General features: G+C 65.0%; 16 protein-coding genes. 7 read left to right on the top strand and 9 right to left on the bottom strand.

Going from position 1 to position 20,228, the window contains the following annotated elements:
- Positions 1–96 precede the first annotated feature (96 nt).
- From spt to lptG, 4 genes are all read left to right on the top strand, one after another.
- Positions 97–1,359, top strand: a complete 1,263-nt coding sequence (gene spt / locus LLW23_RS01285) for a serine palmitoyltransferase (RefSeq protein ID WP_228946992.1) — start codon at positions 97–99, stop codon at positions 1,357–1,359.
- Between the two features lie 132 nt (positions 1,360–1,491).
- Positions 1,492–3,354, top strand: a complete 1,863-nt coding sequence (locus tag LLW23_RS01290; RefSeq protein ID WP_228948425.1) for an ATP-binding protein — start codon at positions 1,492–1,494, stop codon at positions 3,352–3,354.
- Positions 3,355–3,456: 102 nt separating this feature from the next.
- Positions 3,457–4,653, top strand: coding sequence for an LPS export ABC transporter permease LptF (gene lptF / locus LLW23_RS01295; protein ID WP_228946993.1), 1,197 nt, complete (start codon positions 3,457–3,459; stop codon positions 4,651–4,653).
- Complete coding sequence (gene lptG, locus LLW23_RS01300; RefSeq protein ID WP_228946994.1) at positions 4,650–5,741, top strand: LPS export ABC transporter permease LptG; 1,092 nt, start codon at positions 4,650–4,652, stop codon at positions 5,739–5,741. The genes lptF and lptG overlap by 4 nt, the downstream gene beginning before the upstream one ends.
- Positions 5,742–5,754: 13 nt before the next feature.
- Here lptG and LLW23_RS01305 read toward each other — a convergent pair whose 3' ends face one another.
- The 5 genes from LLW23_RS01305 to LLW23_RS01325 all read right to left on the bottom strand — a co-directional run bounded on the left by LLW23_RS01305 (position 5,755) and on the right by LLW23_RS01325 (position 11,034).
- The gene (locus LLW23_RS01305) at positions 5,755–6,552 is read right to left on the bottom strand and encodes an SDR family NAD(P)-dependent oxidoreductase (RefSeq protein WP_228948426.1); all 798 of its coding nucleotides are present in this window, start codon (positions 6,550–6,552) and stop codon (positions 5,755–5,757) included.
- Positions 6,553–6,581: 29 nt separating this feature from the next.
- Positions 6,582–7,346, bottom strand: a complete 765-nt coding sequence (locus LLW23_RS01310) for an SDR family NAD(P)-dependent oxidoreductase (protein WP_228946995.1) — start codon at positions 7,344–7,346, stop codon at positions 6,582–6,584.
- A 114-nt stretch (positions 7,347–7,460) separates the two neighbouring features.
- Positions 7,461–8,516, bottom strand: coding sequence for a phosphotransferase family protein (locus LLW23_RS01315; RefSeq protein ID WP_228946996.1), 1,056 nt, complete (start codon positions 8,514–8,516; stop codon positions 7,461–7,463).
- Positions 8,513–9,601, bottom strand: a complete 1,089-nt coding sequence (locus LLW23_RS01320) for a Zn-dependent alcohol dehydrogenase (RefSeq protein ID WP_228946997.1) — start codon at positions 9,599–9,601, stop codon at positions 8,513–8,515. Before LLW23_RS01320 ends, LLW23_RS01315 begins: the two co-directional genes overlap by 4 nt.
- Positions 9,602–9,717: 116 nt before the next feature.
- The gene (locus LLW23_RS01325; RefSeq protein ID WP_228946998.1) at positions 9,718–11,034 is read right to left on the bottom strand and encodes an acyl-CoA dehydrogenase family protein; all 1,317 of its coding nucleotides are present in this window, start codon (positions 11,032–11,034) and stop codon (positions 9,718–9,720) included.
- A 154-nt stretch (positions 11,035–11,188) separates the two neighbouring features.
- Here LLW23_RS01325 and LLW23_RS01330 point away from each other — a divergent pair, with 154 nt between their 5' ends.
- Entirely contained in the window at positions 11,189–12,433 is a 1,245-nt protein-coding gene (locus LLW23_RS01330; protein WP_228946999.1) for a TetR/AcrR family transcriptional regulator, read from the top strand.
- A gap of 75 nt (positions 12,434–12,508) precedes the next feature.
- Positions 12,509–13,072, top strand: coding sequence for a DUF7010 family protein (locus tag LLW23_RS01335; protein WP_228947000.1), 564 nt, complete (start codon positions 12,509–12,511; stop codon positions 13,070–13,072).
- 6 nt (positions 13,073–13,078) lie between these two features.
- On the opposite strand, the gene LLW23_RS01340 is transcribed toward LLW23_RS01335, so the two are convergent.
- On the bottom strand, positions 13,079–13,654 hold the full coding sequence (locus tag LLW23_RS01340; RefSeq protein ID WP_228947001.1) for a Crp/Fnr family transcriptional regulator: 576 nt from the start codon (positions 13,652–13,654) through the stop codon (positions 13,079–13,081).
- Between the two features lie 79 nt (positions 13,655–13,733).
- Here LLW23_RS01340 and LLW23_RS01345 point away from each other — a divergent pair, with 79 nt between their 5' ends.
- Positions 13,734–14,492 carry an SDR family oxidoreductase gene (locus LLW23_RS01345; RefSeq protein ID WP_228947002.1) on the top strand — a complete coding sequence of 253 codons (759 nt, stop codon included), beginning with the start codon at positions 13,734–13,736 and terminating at the stop codon, positions 14,490–14,492.
- An 11-nt stretch (positions 14,493–14,503) separates the two neighbouring features.
- Here the strand turns inward: LLW23_RS01345 and LLW23_RS01350 are convergent, their stop codons facing one another.
- The 3 genes from LLW23_RS01350 to LLW23_RS01360 all read right to left on the bottom strand — a co-directional run bounded on the left by LLW23_RS01350 (position 14,504) and on the right by LLW23_RS01360 (position 20,202).
- Entirely contained in the window at positions 14,504–15,805 is a 1,302-nt protein-coding gene (locus LLW23_RS01350; RefSeq protein ID WP_228947003.1) for a spinster family MFS transporter, read from the bottom strand.
- A gap of 116 nt (positions 15,806–15,921) precedes the next feature.
- Positions 15,922–18,969 (bottom strand): TonB-dependent receptor plug domain-containing protein, encoded by a 3,048-nt coding sequence (locus tag LLW23_RS01355; protein ID WP_228947004.1) that lies wholly within the window; start codon positions 18,967–18,969, stop codon positions 15,922–15,924.
- Positions 18,970–19,137: 168 nt separating this feature from the next.
- The gene (locus LLW23_RS01360; RefSeq protein WP_228947005.1) at positions 19,138–20,202 is read right to left on the bottom strand and encodes an acyl-CoA dehydrogenase family protein; all 1,065 of its coding nucleotides are present in this window, start codon (positions 20,200–20,202) and stop codon (positions 19,138–19,140) included.
- Positions 20,203–20,228 lie beyond the last annotated feature (26 nt).

Here is a 20,228-nt window from a genome sequence, read left to right on the forward strand (position 1 = left end):
ACCCCGTTCGTCCCGAGCATCGTCGAGGGACATGCCGCGCGCGATCCGCCCGGTGTCTCGACTGCGCTCGACACGAACGGTTTGGGACATGAACCTATGACCGAGACCGGCCTCCAGGCGGAAGCTTTGCCCTTAGATCCAATCGCCGTCGCGCCTGAACGCGACCTGTTCGACAAGTTCGGTCCCTTGGTCGCCGAGCGCCAGGCGCTGCTCGATTCGGGCGTGCGCGATCCGTTCGGCATCGTGATGGAGGAGGTGAAGTCTCCGACCATCGCCGTGATCAAGGGCCGCGATACGATCCTGCTCGGCACCTACAATTACATGGGCATGACGTTCGATCCCGACGTCATCGCCGCGGGCAAGCAGGCGTTCGACAAATTCGGCACGGGCACCAACGGCAGCCGCGCGCTGAACGGCACCTTCCACGATCATATGGAAGTCGAAGCCGCGCTGCGCGACTTCTACGGCATGTCCGGCGCGATCGTCTTTTCCACTGGCTATCAGGCGAACCTCGGCATCATCTCGGCGATGGCGGGTAAGGGCGAATACATCATCCTCGACGCCGACAGCCACGCCTCGATCTACGACGGCTGCGCAATGGGCAATGCCGAAATCGTGCGCTTCCGGCACAATTCGGTCGAGGATCTCGACAAGCGGCTCGGCCGCTTGCCGCCAGAGCCGGGTAAATTGGTCGTGCTGGAGGGCGTCTATTCGATGCTGGGCGACACCGCGCCGCTGAAAGAAATGGTCGCGGTCGCCAAGAAGCATGGCGCGATGGTGCTGGTCGACGAGGCGCATTCGATGGGCTTCTTCGGCCCGAACGGCCGCGGCGTATACGAGGAACAAGGGCTTGAGGATCAGGTCGACTTCGTGATCGGCACCTTCTCCAAGTCGGTCGGCACGGTCGGCGGCTTCTGCGTATCGAACCATCCCAAGTTCGAGATCCTGCGCTTCGTGTGCCGGCCGTACATCTTCACCGCCAGCCTGCCGCCATCGGTGATGGCGGCCGCGGCGGTGTCGATCCGCAAGCTGATGGGGGCGACGGACAAGCGCGAGCGGCTATGGGCGAACACGCGCCAGTTGCATGCTGGGCTAAAGGCGCTCGGCTTCCGCCTGTCGACCGAGACTGCAGAATCGGCGATCGTTGCGGTCGTGCTCGATGATCAGGCGCAGGCGATCAGCATGTGGCAGCGGCTGCTCGAGGCGGGGCTCTACGTCAACGTCGCGCGGCCGCCGGCAACCCCGTCGGGCATGTACCTCCTGCGCTGCTCGGTCTGTGCCGAGCATACGACCGACCAGATGGCACGCGTGATCGCGATGTTCGAAGCAGCAGGCCGCGCCGACGGCGTGATCGACTAGCGCCAGACCGCTTCCGCCAGCGGAACGACTCTGATAATCCTTGCACCCGTGAACGCGGACGACGCTGTGGAACAGGGCGCGGGCGAACGCGCGAGCGGCCTGAAATGGCTGGCGCCCGGATGGCGCACCGTGATGCTGGTGGTGATGGGCGTGCTCGGCATCGGCGTGCTCGTCGCGCTGATCATCACGCTCGGAGAGGCGAACAAGCAGCGCAATCGCGCGATTACGCTGCAGTCGCACAGCTACGACGTGATGATCCTCGCGCGCACGCTGTCAGGCACCATCGCGCGGTCCGAGGCATCGCTCGGTCGCTACGTCATCTCCGGCGATAAGCAGCTCGGGCAGCTATATGTCGAGGACTGGCGGCGCGCCGGCGAACAGATCGAACGCCTGGAGACCCTGACGCGCGACAATGACGATCAGAAGGCGAGGATCGACCGGCTGCGCGCGGCCTATCTTGCGCGCGGCGAGCAATTGTCGCTGACTGCCCTCTCGACGAATTACGGCAAGAACGATCAGGCGCTGTCGCGTTACTATCAGGCACGCAAGGCGGCAGCGCTCGATGAGATCAACCTGTTGCTCGACGCGATCATCGATGGTGAGCGGACGCTGCTCAATCGGCGGACGACCGCGGCGCTGGCGCTGGTCGAACGGTCGACGCGCGCGGCGTTCGTGCTGTCGGCGTTTGGCGTGCTGCTGCTGCTCGGCGTGATCGCGCTGGGATGGCTGACCGTGCGGGCACTGACCGAGCGCACCATTGCGCGCGCCGAGGCGAACATCGAGCGCGCGCGGGCCGAGGAACTCGCGATCGTGGTTGCCGATGCCACGGCCGAATTGCGCGTGCAGGAAGCGCGACTGCGGCAGGTGCAGAAAATGGACGCGGTGGGCCAATTGACTGGCGGCATCGCGCACGACTTCAACAACATGCTGGCCGTCGTGATCGGCGGGCTTGAGCTGGCGCGACGCAGCCACGCGGCCGGAAGCGGCGATGTCGCGCGGCATCTGGCGAGCGCCACCGAGGGCGCGACACGCGCCGCCGACCTGACCCGCCGTTTGCTCGCATTCGCGCGCGAGGAGGCGATCAACCCCGAGCCGATCGCGGTGGGTGCGCTGATCGCCGGCATGCGCGATCTCCTAGACCGCACGCTCGGCGACGGAATCAGTGTCGAGATCGACGATCAATCCGCTGGTGCCTGTGTACGCGCGGATCGCGTGCAGATGGAGAACACGCTCCTCAATCTGGCCGTCAACGCACGCGACGCGATGGAGGGGCGCGGCACGCTGACAATCACCGCCGCGACCGCAAGCGGCGCAGACGGCGAGCTGGTGACGATCGCGGTGCGCGACACTGGCTGCGGCATGACGCCCGAAGTCGCCGAGCGGGTATTCGAGCCATTCTTCACCACCAAGCCGGTCGGCAAGGGTACCGGGCTAGGCCTCAGCCAGATCTTCGCCTTCACGCGTCAGCAGGGCGGTGACGTGACCATCGACACCGCGCCGGGCGCGGGCACCGTGGTGCGGCTGAGCTTGCCGCGCGATGGCACCGCGACGACGCTGGCGATCGTTGCCGACGTCGCGCCAATTGGGCCGGCACCCCTTGATTCAATCGTCGTGCTGGTGGTGGAGGACGATCCGCGCGTGCTGGCCGCGACGACCGGTGCGCTGGAGGAACTTGGCCACCAGGCGATCGCGTGCGACGATCCGCTGGCGGTGCCCGCCCTGCTCGATCAGCATCCAACGATAGACCTGATCCTGAGCGACGTGCTGATGCCGGTCCGCACTGGCCCCGAGATGATCGCCGCGCTCGATCCACGCTACGCGCATCTGGCGGTGCTGTTCGTCACCGGCTTTGCTGGCGAGACGAGTGATGGGAATACGTTTGGCGAGCATCCCGTGCTGCGCAAGCCGTTCACGCTGGTCGGGCTGGAGACGGCGATTGCGGAGGCGATGGCGCGCAAGCGGCCGGTGGCGGCGGATCGCATTGCGGCGGAGTGACGGGCGCTGCGCCAGCACCGCTGAGCGATCGGGGCTGGCGCTTGGCAACCCTTCGCTCTACCGCGCGATGATTCTTAGTACCCGAGCACCAGCGCGCCATCCATGAAATCGATCGACCGCTACATGGCCCGGCTGATCGCGCTGCCGTTGTTCTCGACGCTCGTGATTTCCGCGATGCTGCTGGTGCTCGATCGCATGCTGCGGCTGTTCGACTTCGTCGCCACGGAAGGCGGCCCGGTCAACGTCGTGTGGAAGCTCCTTGCTAACCTGCTGCCGGAATATCTCGGGCTGGGCATTCCGATCGGGCTGATGCTCGGCATCCTGCTGGCGTTCCGCCGGCTTGCGACCTCGTCCGAGCTCGACGTGATGCGCGGCGTGGGGATGAGTTATGGCCGGCTGCTGCGCGTGCCGTACATGTATGCGATCGGGCTGGCGCTCGTGAACCTGGCGATCGTCGGGTTCATCCAGCCCCGCGCGCGTTATGCCTATGAAGGTCTGAGGTTCGAGCTGCGCACCGGCGCGTTGGGCGCCTCGATCAAGGTTGGCGAATTCACGCATCTCGGCGATCGAATGACGCTGCGGATCGAACGCAGCCGGGAGAACGGTCGCGCACTCTCGGGCATCTTCGTCCATGCGCAGACACCCAAGGGCGACTGGATCGGCGTGACGGCGCAGAGCGGGCAGTTCCTCGCGACCGACGATCCCAACACGATCATCTTCCGCCTGACCAACGGCACGCTCATCCACAACCGCCCCGACTTCGCGACGCCGCGCGTGTTGACGTTCAGTGCGCACGATCTGCCAATCGACTTGCCGCGGTTCGGGCAGTTCCGCCCGCGCGGGGGGCGCAACCTGGAATATACGCTGCCCGAACTCGCACGGCTCGGCGTGAAGGGGCAAACCGAGCAGGCGCGCGACAGCAGCCAGGCGGAGCTGTATTTCCGCTTGGTCGAGGTGTTCACGATGCTGCTCTTGCCATTGCTGGCGGTCGCGCTCGGCGTGCCGCCGAAGCGATCGACCTCAGCGCTTGGTGTGTTCCTGTCGATCGTGATGGTGGTCGCGTATCACAAGGTGAACCAATATGCCGCGTCGGTCGGCGAACTTGGCCGGGTCGATCCGCTGCTCGCGCTCGGGCTGCCGTTCCTCGTTTTCGCTGGGCTGATCGTGTGGATGTTCTACACGCTCGCTTATGTGCCCGGCGGCCAGCCGATCGGCGCGCTTGAGCGCGTGGCGGGCAAGGCGCTGTCGGCGATCACCCGACGGATGCCTGGCCGCCGCTGGCGGGAGGCCCGCGCATGACTTCGTTTTTCCCCTCGCGCACCGTCGCGCTATACATGGGGCGGATGTTCCTGATCCGCACCTTCGGCATCCTCGCCGGGCTGGTGCTGGTGCTCCAGGCGCTCGACCTGCTGGGTGAATCGGGCAAGATCCTGGCGGTGCCCGGTAATGGCGATGCGCAGGTTTGGCAGTATATGTCGCTGCGCGTGCCGCAGATCATTGCGCGCTTCCTGCCCTTTTCGGTGCTGCTCGGCACGATCCTGACGCTGATCACGATGAACCAGAACAGCGAGATCGTGGCGCTGAAATCGTCCGGCCTGTCGGCGCACCAAGTGCTGGCGCCGCTGATCATCACAAGCTTCGGCGTGGCGGCACTAAGCTTCGCGTTCAACGACCGGATCGTATCGCGCGCCACGGCGACGCTTAGCCAGTGGCAGAAGGTCGATTACGGACCCTTGCCGATCGACCGCGGTGATCGCTCCAACGTTTGGGTGCGGACCGACGACGATCTGATCGAGGTCGACCAGATCAAGGGCCGCGGCGAGGCCGCGCAGCTCGGCGACGTGACGCTGTACGAACGCGACAGCGGGAACCTGCGGGCGATCGTGACCGCACCGCGCGGGCAGCGCAGCGGTGACGGCTGGGCAATTGGGCCTGCGCGGCGCTTCGACGTGGCCACGGGGCGCGTGACCGCCGTTGGCAGCCTGATCATCGCGCGCGGCGTGACGCCAGATCAGTTCACGCTCTCGACCGTCAATGCTGACGGGCTGTCATTCTCCGCGCTGAACGCCGCAATCGACGATCTCGCCGCGGCAGGCCGCCCGACCAAGGCGCTCGAGGGCGCCTTGTGGCACAAATTGTCCGGGCCGCTGTCGTCGGTGCTGATGCCATTGCTCGGCGCAGTGGCGGCGTTCGGCATCGCGCGCTCGGGCAAGCTCTTCATCCGCGCGGTGATCGGGATGGCGCTCGGCTTCGCCTATTTCGTGGCCGACAATTTCGCGCTCGCGATGGGCAATCTGGGCGCCTACCCGCCGTTCCTGGCGGCGTGGGCGCCCTTCCTGCTGTTCCTTTTGATCGGCGAGGCTGTGCTGGTCCGCACCGAGGAATAGCCTCGCTGCCGCGTCAAGCGGTGGTGCGGCCGTATTCCTGCTTGGTGACGGGATGGCTCGACGACAGGCCGCCATCGACCGCAACTGCCTGACCATTGACGTAGCTGGCGTCATCCGAAGCGAGGAACAGCGCGACCTTGGCGAGTTCCTCGGGCTGCGCGCCGCGCCGAAGCGGGTTGAGGCGGCCGACGCGGTCGATCTTGCCGGCATCGCGGGCATAGTCGAACACTGGCTTCGTCATCCCCGTTTCCGTGAGGCCAGGGCAAATTGCGTTGACGCGCACGTTCGAGCCCGAAAGCTGCTGCGCCGAAACCTTCGCCAGATTGATCACGCCGGCCTTCGACGCCGAATAGGCTGGCGAGCCGGCACCTGAACGGATGCCCGCGACGCTCGCCGTGAGGATGATCGCGCCCTGCCCCCGCTCGGCAATACGCGGCGCGGCGTGCTTGATCGCCAGGACCGGGCCGATCAAATTGACGCGCAGCACTTCGGTGATCAGCGCCACGTCGGTATCGAAGATGTTGGCCATCCCGCCCGATATGCCAGCGTTGGCGAACATCACGTCGAGCCCACCGAACGTGTCGCACGCCAGCGCGACGGTGCGGATGACATCCTCCTCGTTGCCGGCATCCATCTCGATCGCCTGTGCGGTGCCGCCGGCGGCACGGATCGCCTCCGCCGTCGCTTCGGCGCCTACCTTGTCGGCGACGATGACTTGCGCGCCCTCCGCCGCGAACAGCGTGGCGGCGGCACGACCGATGCCGGATCCGGCGCCAGTGACGATGATCGACTTGCCGGTGAACCTTGCCATCATATTCTCCAATCCGTTTGCGGGGACGATCAGATCGTCACGCCGCCGTCGATCACCATCGTCTGCCCGGTCATGAACCCGCTCGCCTTGGACGCAAGATAGACCACCGCGCCGGCGATCTCGTCGGGCTCGCCGATCCGGCGCAGCGGTGTGGTGCGATTGCGCTCGGCGACGGCCGCCTCGTCTTCCCACAGCGCCTTGGCAAAATCGGTCTTGATCAGCCCGGGCGCGATGCAGTTCACGCGGATGCCGTGCTTCCCGTATTCATGCGCCAGATTGCGCGCGAGCTGCATGTCGGCCGCCTTCGAGATGCAATAAGCGCCAATCACGGTCGATCCGCGCAAGCCCCCAATCGACGAGACGATCACGATCGAGCCGTCCTTGCGCTCCTTCATCTCGGGGGCAACCATCGTGATTAGCCAGTGGTTCGACAGGATGTTGTTGTCGAGGATCTTGCGGAACTGCTCGTCCGCGATCCCCTCCTGCGGGCCGTAATACGGGTTCGACGCGGCGTTGCAGACCAGGCAGTCGATACGCCCGAACGCGCGGCGGCTCTCGTCGACCAGGTTCTGCAGCGCCGCCTTGTCGGAGATGTTGGCCGCAACGGCGATCGCGGTTCCTTCGCCGAAACGGGCATTGATGTCGTCCGCGACGGCTTGCGAGGCGTCCTGCTTGCGGCTGGAGATGACAACCTTGGCGCCCTGCTCGGCGCAAGCGATCGCACTCGCCTTGCCGATCCCGCGCGACGATCCGGTGATGACGACGACCTTGTCGGTCAGATCGAATAGCGACATGTAAGTTCCCTCTCCCCTTCAGGGGAGAGGGCTAGGGAGAGGGGCAGTGCGCGCCGCTCGTCTCAAGCCCCTCTCCCCTACCCTCTCCCCGCGAGCGGGGAGAGGGAGTATCTGTTAAGCCCCCGCCTTAACCGCGAAGTCCCACGCCGCATCCGCCAGCATCGGCACGCGCGCACTCGTCGCCTCGGCACTGGCGCTCGATGCCGTGCCGATCAGGAAGCGCTTCCGGATACCCTGCACGATCGAGGCAAGGCGGAAGAGGTTGAACGCGAGCAGCCAGTTGAGGTCAGGCACATCCTCGCGCCCGGTCTGCTCGCAATAGCGCGCCACCACTTCGTCGACCGTAGGGATGCCCGTTTCCGGCCCGGTAAGCCCCATCACGCCTGAACGCCCTTCCGGCTGGGTGACCCAGCTGATCAGGAAATAGCTGAGATCGGCAGTCGGATCGCCCGTGGTGCACAGCTCCCAATCGAGCACCGCGGCCACCCGCGGCTCGAGGCCCGGCGCGAACTTCAGATTGTCGCAGCGATAATCGCCGTGGACGATCGTCGTGCGCGTCTGCTCGGGAATCGTCCGAGGCAGCCACTCGATCAGCCGCTCCATCGCGGGCATGTGCTCGGTCTCGGCACCGCGATACTGCTTCGTCCAGCGGCTGACCTGGCGTTCGAAGTAATTGCCGGCGCGCCCGAAGTCCTCGAGCCCGGCGGCAACGTGATCGACGTTGTGAAGCGCCGCCAGCGTGTCAACCATCGCGAAATAATGCGCCCGCCGCGTCTCGGCATCCATGCCGGGAAACGATCCATCCCAGATCGTCCGCCCTTCGATCATCTCCATGACGTAGAAGGCCGATCCAATGACGGCATCGTCTTCGCACAAACCGAATTGCCGCGGCACGGGAAAGCCCGTCGCGTGGAGCCCGGCCATCACGCGATACTCGCGATCGACCTGATGCGCCGATGGCAGCAGATCGCCCATCGGCTTGCGCCGCAGCACGTAATTGCGCGTCGGCGTCGACAGCTTGTACGTCGGGTTCGATTGGCCGCCAGCGAACTTGGCGTAGCTCAACGGGCCAGCGAAGTCGGGTACATGTTCCGTCATCCAGGCCGAGAGGCGATCGGTATCTAGCCGATCGCGCTCGGCGACTTCCTCCTGCAGACTCGTATCGGTCATTGATCGAACACGATCACGCTGCGCGTCGCGTCGCCCTTCCGCAGCTCATCGAACGCATCGTTGATCCGCTCGAGCGGCAAGCGTTCGGCGATGATCGTGTCGAGATCGAGCTGACCGCGCATATAGAAATCCACGAGCCGCGGAATATCGACCGGGAAGCGGTTCGATCCCATCAGCCCGCCCTGCAACTTCTTGCCCGAGAGCAAATCCATCGCCGACAGCCCGACCTTCTGGTCGAGCGGCATCATGCCGAGGATCGTTGCGGTGCCGCCACGGCGCAGCACGTCAACCGTGGTCTGCGCCGATTGCGACCGCCCGACGGCCTCGATCGCATGATCGACGCCGCCCTTGGTGAGTTCGATCACTTCGGCGACGACATTGTTCGCCATCGGATCGAACGTGTGAGTCGCGCCGAGCTTTTCGGCAACTGCACGCTTTTCCGGCACCGGATCAAGTGCGATGATCTTCCCCGCGCCGGCGATCTTGGCGGCGTTGACCGCGGCGAGCCCAATGCCGCCGCAGCCGACGATGCAGATCGTCTCGCCCGGCGTCACGTCGGTGGTGTTGAACACCGCCCCTGCCCCGGTCGTCACCGCGCAGCCGATCAGCGCAGCGCGATCGAGCGGCATTTCGGGATCGATCGCGACGCAGGCATGCTCGTGGACGAGCATCATCTCGGCATAGGCCGACAGGTTCAGCATCTGGTTGACGTTGTCGCCGTTCGCCATCCGCAGCCGCGGTTCGGCCTTGGGGCCGCGCCGCGTCTCGCCGCTGACGCACAGGAACATGCGCCCGGTGATGCAGAATTCGCAATGGCCACAGAACGCACTGAGGCAGGTGACGACCGCGTCGCCAACCTTCACCGTGCGCACTTCGTCGCCCACTGCCTCTACGATGCCTGCGGCTTCATGGCCGGGAATCGCCGGCAACGGGTGCGGATAGACGCCGTCGACGAAGTGGAGATCCGACCGGCAAACGCCGCAGGCGACGGTGCGGATCAGCACCTCGTGTGCGGCAGGCTTGGAGACGATGACGTCCTCGATGCGGAGTGGCGCCTTGGTTTCGTAAAGGACTGCGGCTTTCACATTCTCTCCTGGGGAATACGTCATCCCAGCGGAAGCTGGGATCGCCCTCGGCCGGGCGCGCGCTAGAAACTACGTGGCCCCAGCTTTCGCTGGGGCGACGTGTAATTGGGCGACAATCAGCGCGAGACGCCGATATCCCCGCTCGAAATCGTCTCGCGCGGCGCGCCGCGATCGTTCGACGCAATCTCGGCTTTCCAATCACCGTACTTGCCGAACTCGTTGCGTGCGATCGTGCGCGCGTGGACCTCGTCCGGGCCGTCGGCGAGCCGCAGAGTGCGCTGCGATGCCCAGGCGTGCGCCAGGCCGAAGTCCTCCGCCACGCCGCCGCCGCCATGCGCCTGCACCGCATCGTCGAGGATGCGGAGCGCCATGTTCGGCGCGAACACCTTGATCATCGCAATTTCCTGCAGCGCGGCCTTGTTGCCCGCCGTGTCCATCGTCTGCGCCGCCTTCAGGCAAAGCAGGCGAGTCATCTCGATCTCGATCCGACCCTGCGCGATGCGCTGTTCCCATACCGAATGATCGGAAATCCGCTTGCCGAACGCCACGCGGCTGAGCAGTCGCTTGGCCATCTTCTCGATCGCCACCTCGGCAACGCCGATCGTGCGCATACAATGATGGATGCGGCCCGGCCCGAGCCGACCCTGCGCGATTTCGAACCCGCGGCCCTCGCCCAGCAGCACGTTCTCGACCGGCACGCGCACGTTGGTAAAGGTCACGTCGCCGTGGCCGTGCGGCGCATGGTCGTAACCATAAACCGACAGCATCCGTTCGATCTTGATCCCCGGTGTGTCCATCGGCACGAGCACTTGGCTCTGCTGGCTGTGGCGCGAGCCTTCGAAGCTCGTCTTGCCCATCAGGATGCCGATCTTGCAGCGCGGATCACCGACACCCGACGACCACCATTTGCGGCCGTTGATCACATAATGATCACCGTCGCGCTCGATCCGCGTTTCGATGTTGGTCGCATCGGACGAGGCGACCGCCGGCTCGGTCATGAAAAAGACCGAACGGATCTCGCCGTTCATCAGCGGCCGTAGCCACGTCTCCTTCTGCTCGAGCGTGCCGTAGCGGTGAAGCACTTCCATGTTGCCGGTATCGGGCGCCGAGCAATTGAAGCACTCGCTCGCCCAGCCGATCTTGCCCATCTCCTCGGCGCACAGCGCATATTCGAGGTTGGTAAGCTGCGTGCCTTCGAATTCGAACGTGTCGTCGACATGCGTCTGGCCCGAATGCGGCGGCATGAAGAAGTTCCACAGGCCGGCTTCCTTCGCCTTCGCCTTCACCTCCTCGATCACCGGGATCACCTTCCAGCGATCGCCGTGATGTGCCTGCTCGTGATATTCCGCCTCCCGTGGGGCGATCTCGGCATCGATGAAGGCTTTCACGCGATCCCGAAAATAGGTTTCGCGCTCGCTCAGCGTGAAGTCCATCGCATCTCTCCAATTCCGATTTACTCCGGCCGTACAGCGTACCGCATCTTCGGTAAAGCACGAGAATCGGCGCGCGTGACGCTACGACTTCCTTTGTGCGCGTACCGCGCAAAAGGGACTGTTCCTTCAAAAATTCGCTGCTACCATCAAACGGATGCAGGCTCAGGGGGAACTGGGCGGCGACGGAGAGGAGATCGGCACGCGCCGCTTCCGGGCGAAGCGCGAAGCCATCCTTGCCGCCGCTGCCGACGCGATCAACGAACAAAGCGCGAAGGGCATGACCTTCGCCGATGTCGCGCGGCGGGTCGGGCTGAACACCACCAGCGTCACCTATTATTTCAAGCGCAAGGAGGATCTGGCCGCCGCGGCGTTCGAGCATACGCTCGATTATCTGCTGGTGATGCTGGATACTGCAATGGAAGCGCCGACGCCCGAGGCGCGCGTCGAACGATACTTGGCCCTCAATATCGCGCGGCTTGCACGGGTTCAGCGCGGCGAGGAACGGCAGATCGCGGGCCTCTCCGATCTGCGCGCGATGGACGAGCCGGTGCGCGGGCGGCTGATGGCGGGCTGGCGCGAGGTGTTTCGCCGCGCCCGTCGCTTGTGGGGCCCGGCGCACGGCCGCGCGCAGACCGATCTCAACGGCGCGCGCGCGCACGTGCTGATGGAGAACACCTTCTGGCTGCCGGTCTGGCTGCCGCGTTATGAGCCCGATCAATACGGGCGGGTCGAAGCGCGCGTGATGGACGTGTTCCGCCACGGGCTTGGGGTGCCCAGCGCACGCTGGGCGCCGGAAGCGGTGGTGTTGCAGCGCGATCTTGCCGAGGGCCGCGAGGCCTTCCTGCTGGCGGCGACACGGCTGATCAACGAGCTTGGCTATCGCGGCGCGTCGGTGCAGCGGATCGCGAGCGAGCTCAACGTCACCAAGGGCAGCTTCTACCACCATCTCGACGCCAAGGACGATCTGGTCATCGCCTGCTATCGCCGCAGCTTCGATACGATTTCGGCGGCACAGCGCAGCGCGGACGCGCAAGGCGGCACGCAATGGGATCGGCTGTGCGCGATGTTCGCGACGCTGCTCGGCGTCCAATTCTCGGAACTCGGCCCGCTGTTGCGCACGACCGCGCTCAGCGGCTTGCCGATCACCGATCGCGCGACGATGGTCGACCGCTCGAACCGCATCGCGCGGCGCTTTGCGGGCACGATCGCCGACGGGATCGCCGAGGGCACCGTGCGCGCGGTCGATCCACTGGTGGCGAGCCAGCTCGTCATGGCGTTCCTCAACGCGGCATTCGACATGCGCAAATGGGCCTGGGCCATGCCGCAGGACCGCGCGATCGCACTCTATGCTTCGACACTGGCGTTCGGGATGTTCGACGATCGCGTGATCGAGGGCTGAGGCGCACGCGCCGCAGATTGCGGCCGCCAGACTTTGCGGGCACCATCTCGCCGTGTGGGGACACGGGGGGCACGCATGAAGGACTTTTCGACCATCTCGCTCGCCGACGCGCGGCGGGAATATCTGGCGACAAGCACGACGGCGATGCCGATTGGCGGCTTCATCGCCTGGTCGGCGCTGGCGATCAGCGCATTCGTGCTCGGTGACCGCCTTCCCGCGTTCGTAGTGTTTATCGCGGCGGCGATCCCCTTCCCGCTGTCGCTGATCATCGACAAGTTGCGCGGTCAACCGGGGCTTCAGGCGGAAAGTCGTCACAATCCAGTGACTCAGCTCTTCATGCGCTTCATCACGGTCGTCGCATTGCTGATCCCGTTCGTCATCATCGCCACACAGGCAGCAGGCGACCTCGACATCCTGATCCTGGGCCTGGCGATCCTCGCCGGCATGGTCTGGGTGCCGCATGGCTGGGGCGCCGACGATCCAGCCGGCTTCATCCACTTCGCGATGCGCGCGGTTCTTTGCTACTGCGCCTATATCTTCATCCCGGAGGCTCACCGCGGGGCCGCGATCGCGGGTGCGGCTGCGCTGACCTACGTCTACGCCATCGCTGCGATGAAGAAGCCGTCCTCGGTCCGGTGACCTGCGTCAGATACCAGTCGCGTCGATCTGACCATTCCCCCGCATCCGGCGCTTGATCCGGCTGAACGCGATCGGGGTGATGCGCAAATACCGAGCGATGTCTCCTTGCGGCAGGCGGGCGACGAGCGCCGGCTCAGTGGCCAGCATCGTGCGGTAGCGGGCCTCGGCGCTTTGGCACAGCAACGCTTCCTCGCGCGCCTGCTTGCGCCCCACGAGCCAGGCGTTGAACGCCCCCGCCTGCGCGGCAAGGCCAATGTCAGCCGCCATCGCGGCGCCAATCCAGGAGGCGGGTAGCTCGACCACAACCGACGGTTCGATCGCGCTTGCCCCGAACCGGCTGCCGGCCTCGCTGCCGAGCGCACCGAACAGCCCGGTATCGACGATAAGGCTCTTGATCCATTCGTCGCCCTCGGCCGACAGATAGGTCAGTTTCACGAGGCCGCTGATCAAAACGAACAGACTGTCGCGTGCGGCGCCCTGATCCAGCAGCCCCCCGCCGCGAGGATAGCTCGACGGCAGCCACAATCCATCACCGGCGGCACGGCGCTGCAGCATGTCGATGATGGCTGCCGGGAAAAACATGTTTCCCCCTGAACCTCGGTTCAGCGCGCTTGGCAATATTGCCGGTACCAAGATGCAACATGCGATTGAGGAAGACACGATGACCCACTTTTCGTTGGCCGGCCGCGCGGTGCTCGTCACCGGCGCTGGGCGCGGGATCGGCCTGGCACTGGTCGAGCGGCTGATCGGGCGCGGCGTGAATTGGGTGATCGTCGTCGGGCGTGATCCCGCCCCGCTGGACGCGCTCGCCGCGCGCTATCAGGCGGTGGTGCCGATCATTGAGGATTTGTGCAGCCCGGACGGGGCGAAGCTCATCGCCGCTCAGGCGCGCGAGATTTCGCCCGATCTGTCGGTCGTGATCAATAACGCCGGCACGCAGTTGCTTACCGACCTCTTCGCTGCCGACGCGGATCGCCACCGTGAGGCGCTCGCCGCTGAGATCGCAGTGAACTTTACCGCGACGATCCAGCTGTCCATCGAGCTCATGCCGCAGCTACTCGCGCAACCCTCCGCGATGCTGGTGAACGTAACATCAGGGCTCGCGCTCGCGCCAAAGCAATCCTCCCCGGTCTATTGCGCGACAAAGGCCGGTATCCGCAGCTTCACCAAGGCATTGCGATACCAGGCGCAAGCAAATGCGCCGCACGTCCGCATCGTCGAGGCGCTGCCGCCGATCGTCGATACCGCCATGACCGCAGGGCGTGGACGCGGAAAGATCAGCGCGGACGCCTGCGCGGCGGAGATCGTCGCCGGTATGGAGGCCGGCAAGGATGCGATCTACGTCGGTAAAGCGAAGCTGCTACGGGCGATCTTCGGGCTGTCACACACAGCGGCGGAGCGGATCATGCGCGACGGCTGAACCGTAACCGATCAGATCCCCGCCCGCTTCATCAGCACGCCCGCGCGCCAGTAGTGAAAGATCCCCAGCGGCGTCAGCATCGCCACCGAGAACAACGCCCAGCGCAGCGACTCTGCGCCATAGGTCGGGCGCAGCAGATCGCTGATCTGCCCCACCGCGAATGGCCCGAGACCAAGGCCGAGAAGGCTCGTCGCCAGCAAGGTCAGCGCCGCCCACGTCGAGCGCAGGCGCAGCGGCGCCAGATGCTGGATCATCGCGTAGGTCGGTCCGATGTACGCGCCGGCGAAAATGGCGGCGACGAAATACGATCCCAACGCCATCCACAGATCATCGACGAAATAGAAGGCCAGCGCGAACGGGAATGCCACAATCTTCATGATCGCCACGACATAGCTCTGCGCGAAGACGCCGTGGCGCTTGGCCGCGCGGTCGCATAGCCACCCGCCGATCAGCGCCGAGCCGCCAGCGACGAACGCCGCCGGCAGCGCGACGTATTTCGACACATCGAGCATCGACATGCCAAGCGAGCGCTGCATGTAGCTCGGCCCCCAGCCCGTCACCGCATAGCCGATCAGCGAGGTTACCGTAATCGCCGCGACGAGGTGGAACGCGGCGCGATCACGCCACATCGCAACGATGCCCTGCCACAGGCTGATCGCTGGCAGGTCCGCCAGCGGGGTAGCGGAGGCGGCATCGGAAAGCCCGCGGCGCGGCTCGACGACGAACAGCTTCATGATCACCGCAAGCGCGACACCGGGCAGGCCCACGACCATCATCGCGATCCGCCAGCCGTAGGAATGCGCCACGAAGCCGCCGATCACGATGCCCAGCCCCCCGCCCAGCAGCACGCCGAGCGAATAGATCGCCATCGCGCTCGCACGTTTTTCTGGCGGATACAGATCGGCGATGATCGACTGGCTCGGGGGCCCGAACCCCGCTTCGCCGATGCCGACGCCGATGCGCGCGAACATCAGATGCGTGAAATTCTGTGCGAACCCGCACACCGCAGTCATCAGGCTCCAGAAGGCGAGGCTGATCGCGATGATGTTGCTTCGGCTCGATCGATCCGCCAGCCGCGCGATCGGCAAGCCGAGCGTCGCGTAGAACAGCGCAAAGACGAGTCCGGAAAGCAGCCCGAGCTGCGTGTCGGAAAGCTTCAGGTCCGCCTTGATCGCCTCGAGCAGGATCGACAGGATCTGGCGATCCATGAAGCTGAAGAAATACGCGGTCGTCAGCAGGGCCAGCGTCCATCCGCGGCGGCGGAGCGCGCGCGCGTCGCGCCCCTCGGGCGGCACCGTGGTGCTGGCATCCATTCTACTCTCCTAACCCAACGTCCTGTTCGCGCGTGCTTATCTGCGACGGCAGCACGCGTCAGCAGAGTCCACCCGGCGGCAATGTTTCGTCACATTGCCGCCGGGTGAATGCAACCTCAGAACGCCTGCGAAACCGCAGCCTTCAGCGTGAAGCCAAGTGGCGAGGCAGTAAAGCTGTCGTAGTTCGGGTCAAGCCGCGCAAATGGCGGATCGCGATCGAAGATGTTGACCGCCGCGAGCGTGAAGGTCGTGCCGCTTTCGAGCGCCAGACGGTACGTCGCGTCGAACGTCCGCCACGAGCCGATCTCCTTGCCCGTCGTCACCGATGCGCCGCCGAGCGCGCCCAGGTTCGGCCCGAAGATCGCGGCGCCGCGCTGGTCGGTATAGCCTTTGACATAGTTGAACTGCAGCCGCAGCGAATGCGGCCCGGCATCGCTCTGCACGTACCAATTCCCGCGTAGTCGCGGAATCGGATAAGCGGTCGTCTGGAAGTTGAGCAGACCGACCGCATCGAACGCGGGCTGTACCAACACGCCTTCGACGAAGAGATCGTCGATCTTGTAATCGAGCACGTAAGTTGCCGCGCCACCCACGGTCATTTGCACGGAGCCAAGTTCGCCACGATAGCTCGCCGTCAAATCGAGGCCAGACGTCTTCACGTCCGCGCTGTTGAACACCTGCGTGCGCAGACGGCTGACGTTGTTGATGCCGCAGCCGGCGAGGTTGAAGGTGAAGCGCGCCTGCAACGCGGCAAACGCTGGATTATTGCAATTGGCCGTGCCGTTCGCCCCGAACAGCGCGCCGGTCAGGCCCGAGACCGGCTCGGATTCGATCGGGCCGGTGAAGTCGTAGCGCCAGTAATCTAAGCTCGCGTTGAACCCACCGCTGTCGATCAGTACGCCGGCATTGTAGGTCGTCGCACTTTCCGGCGCGAGGTTCGGATTGCCGAAGATCTCGACCGCGCGGAAGCCAGTACCGATTACCTGCAATGACACGACCGAGCCCGACAAATTCTGTGCAGGCGGCCCGCGGAAGGTGGTGCCGACGCCGCCGCGCAACCCCAGCCAGTCAGTCAGCTCGATCTTGACGCGCGCCTGCGGATCGAAGGTCGAACCGACCCTGCCGCCGTAATCTTCGTAGCGGGCCGAGAGCTGAAGATTGATTGCATCGATGATCGGCACCTGAAGCTCGCCGAACAGCGCATAGATATCGGCTTCGGCATATTGATCCGGATTGGTGCCGAGGAAGCCGAGTGCACCGGTCGTCGGGTTGCAGGTCGCAGCGGGGTTCAGCGGCGTGCCGGGGCATGGATTGACGGCGATGTTGGCATCCGCACTCAGCCGGCGCTGGAAGGTGTTCTTGCGGAACTGGCCGCCGATCGCGAAGCCGATGTCGTCGTCCGCCCACAGCCGCAGTCCGGTCCGGCCAGAGATGTACGCATCTCCTACGAATTGCTCCGTTACCACCTGCGTGTTGGGCGTGCGGAAGAATAGATCAATTGTGGCCAGATCATTGATCAGCCCGGCGCCGGGCGCGAGGTTGAAGCCGGCGGGGCTGCGCGTGCCGGCATAATTCGGGTTGGCAACGTCAGTCACCGCGTTGCGCGGCACCGCAGTCGACAGCGGATTGAAGTAGGTACATCCGTTCTGGCCTGCGAGCCCCGCAAGTTGCGCGGGCGTCAGCCCGGCACGCGAAGCAGTGGAGGCATAGGCGCAGTTCGGGCCGCCAAAACCGGCCAGCGCGTTCTGCAGGAGATCGCCGAAGGTGTCGGTGCCGTCATAGTCGCGCGCGTATTGGCTGTACGTGAAGCTCGTCGTGAAATCGATCGCGCTGCTGAGCGCGATGTTGAGATCCGCGGTGAACCGCATGGCCTCGGTATCGCGCTTCGAAATGGTCGAACCGCGATCGTTCTCGCCATTCTCGAACAGCGGGTTGCCGCCTTGCAGGAACGGGCGGAACAACACTGGCAGCCCCACCGCGCTGTCGAGCGCACCCGACGTTCCCGTCGTGCACCCCGAACTCGCCCCATACAGCGCGCAATAATCCCGCAGCGCTGGCGCATAACCAGGGATGACGAACAGCGAACCGTTGCCGAACGCGGCGTTCGTCGATGGCGGCAGCGTCGGCAGATAGCTCGGCGAGCTTGTGACGCGAGTCTTCGTAAGCGCGTACAAGGCGGTGAGGCGGACCGAAGCGTTATCGGCAACGTCGAACTCGCTTTCGACATAGGCCTGCATACGCTCTTCGGGCTCGACGAGATTGTCGAACTGGCCGAAATTGGTGAAGCACCGGTCGGTGTTCGATCCCGGCGCGCTGCGGAAGCCGCCGAGCCCGGTGCAGCCCCGATCCGCGGTCAGGTTCAAGCCGCCGACGGTGCCGTTATAATCGAAATTGCCCGGGTTGCCGCCGCCGGTCCACGCGCCTTGCGGATTGGTCGCATAGGGCCGCACAGCAAAGTCCCGGTCGGTGAAACGAAGCTCGGAGCGACGCGTGTAGCCGACCGCCGCGAACATGCGGAAGCCATCCTGCTTGTGGCCGAACGAGGCGGCGCCGCCATAATCGCCCTTCGATCCTTCGATCCACCGATAGTCGCCCGATACCAGAAACCCTTCCTGATCGGTGCGGGTGATGAAGTTGATCACGCCCGAAATCGCGTCCGAGCCATAAGTGGCGGCAGCGCCGTCCTTCAGGATTTCAACCCGGCCGATCGCCGAGGCGGGGAACATGTTGACGTCGACAATCGGAATGCCGAGGCCCGACGGCACCATCCGCTTGCCGTTGAGCAGCACCAGCGTGCGTTGCGGCCCCAGGCCACGCAAGTTGACCGAAGCGACGCCTTCCGATCCTTGCGAGCGCGTGTCGAACTGGTTCGCGTCACCCACGGTGCCGTTGGTGATGGTGAGATTTTTGAGCAGGTCGACGACGGTCGGCGCACCTTGCCGGGCGAGTTCCTCGCCGGAGATCACGTCGACCGGCACCGCAAGGTTTTCCGGCGTGCCACGGATCAACGAGCCGGTTACGACGATGTCCGGTGCCGCAGAATCCTGACTGGTTTGCACCGGGGCGGGATCGCCACCGACCTGAGCGTGCGCGGTACCGATCGTCAGAGCCCATGCAAGCGCCACAGAGGCACTGGCACAGGCGAAAGTCGCCTTCCCCATCATCTCTCTCCCATTGCCGGTCAGCGTCTATGCGCGCCGTACCGGTTCCTCGAATAGACGATGCACTTTCCGCTACGTCAAGCGCGGATCGATTTACTTGAGTGAGATGCGCAAAGAAAAACGGCGGACGCTTTCGCACCCGCCGTCATTCAAGATTTTCGAAAGTAAGGGTCAGTAGCCGTTGAGCCGCGCAAATCGATCGCGATGATACGATGCGGTGCCCCACATCGTCTCGAGCACCGCGGCGCGCTTCAGGTACAGGCCGGCATCATATTCGTCGGTCATGCCGACGCCGCCGTGCAGCTGCACCATTTCGCGGCTGACGAGCTTCAGCGTGTCGTTCGCGACCGCCTTGGCAAGACTCACCGCCTGATCGACGTCCGACCGGCCCGCATCGATCGCCTCAAGCGCGGCCTCGACCGTCGAGCGCATCAGCTCGAGCTCGGTCTTCATCTTCGCCATGCGATGCTGCAGCGCCTGGAACGTCGAAAGCACCTGGCCGAACTGGACGCGCTGCTTGAGATAATCGAGCGTCTGGTCAAACGCGGCATCCGCCATGCCGAGCATTTCGGATGTCAGAACGGCAGTGGCGCGATCGACGACAGCCTGCGTCAGCTCAGGCCCGCCGAGCTTTTCGGCCGGTGCGTCGGCAAATGTCACGTCGGCGTGGCTGCGGCTGTCCGCCATCTTGCGGGTCGAGACGGTGACGCCCTCGCCCTTCGCGACGAGGTACAGGCCATCGGTCGCGGCCACCACGAACACGTCGGCGCCGTCACCCTCGGCGACGAACTTCTTGGTGCCGGAAAGCTTGCCGCCCGGCGCGCTGGCTTCGATCTTGCCGCCATGGATCGGGCCTTCGTCGATCGCGAGCGTCGCGACAGCTTCGCCCGCGGCCAGCTTGGGCAGCCATTCGCTCTTCGCTGCGTCCGATCCACCCATCGCGATGGCGCTCGCCGCCACTGCGGTCGACGACAGCGGCGATACTGCGAGGTTGCGACCGAGTTGCTCGACGACGAGGCCGAGCGAGAGATAGCCGAACGCCGACCCACCGAACTCCTCCGGGATCACGACGCCGGACCAGCCCATCTGCGCGACCGTGCTCCACGCCTCGGGATCGAAGCCCTTCGCCGGCGCCGCATCGCGCAGCTTGCGGAAGGCGGTGGTGGGCGATTCATTGTCGGCCCACTCGCGCGCCATGTCGCGCAGCATCACTTGTTCGTCGTTCAAAGCCGCCATGTGTTCAAACCTTTTGTAAGGACATG

The sequence above is a fragment of the Sphingomonas radiodurans genome, from assembly GCF_020866845.1.
GTDB classification, from domain to species: Bacteria; Pseudomonadota; Alphaproteobacteria; order Sphingomonadales; family Sphingomonadaceae; genus Sphingomonas; species Sphingomonas radiodurans.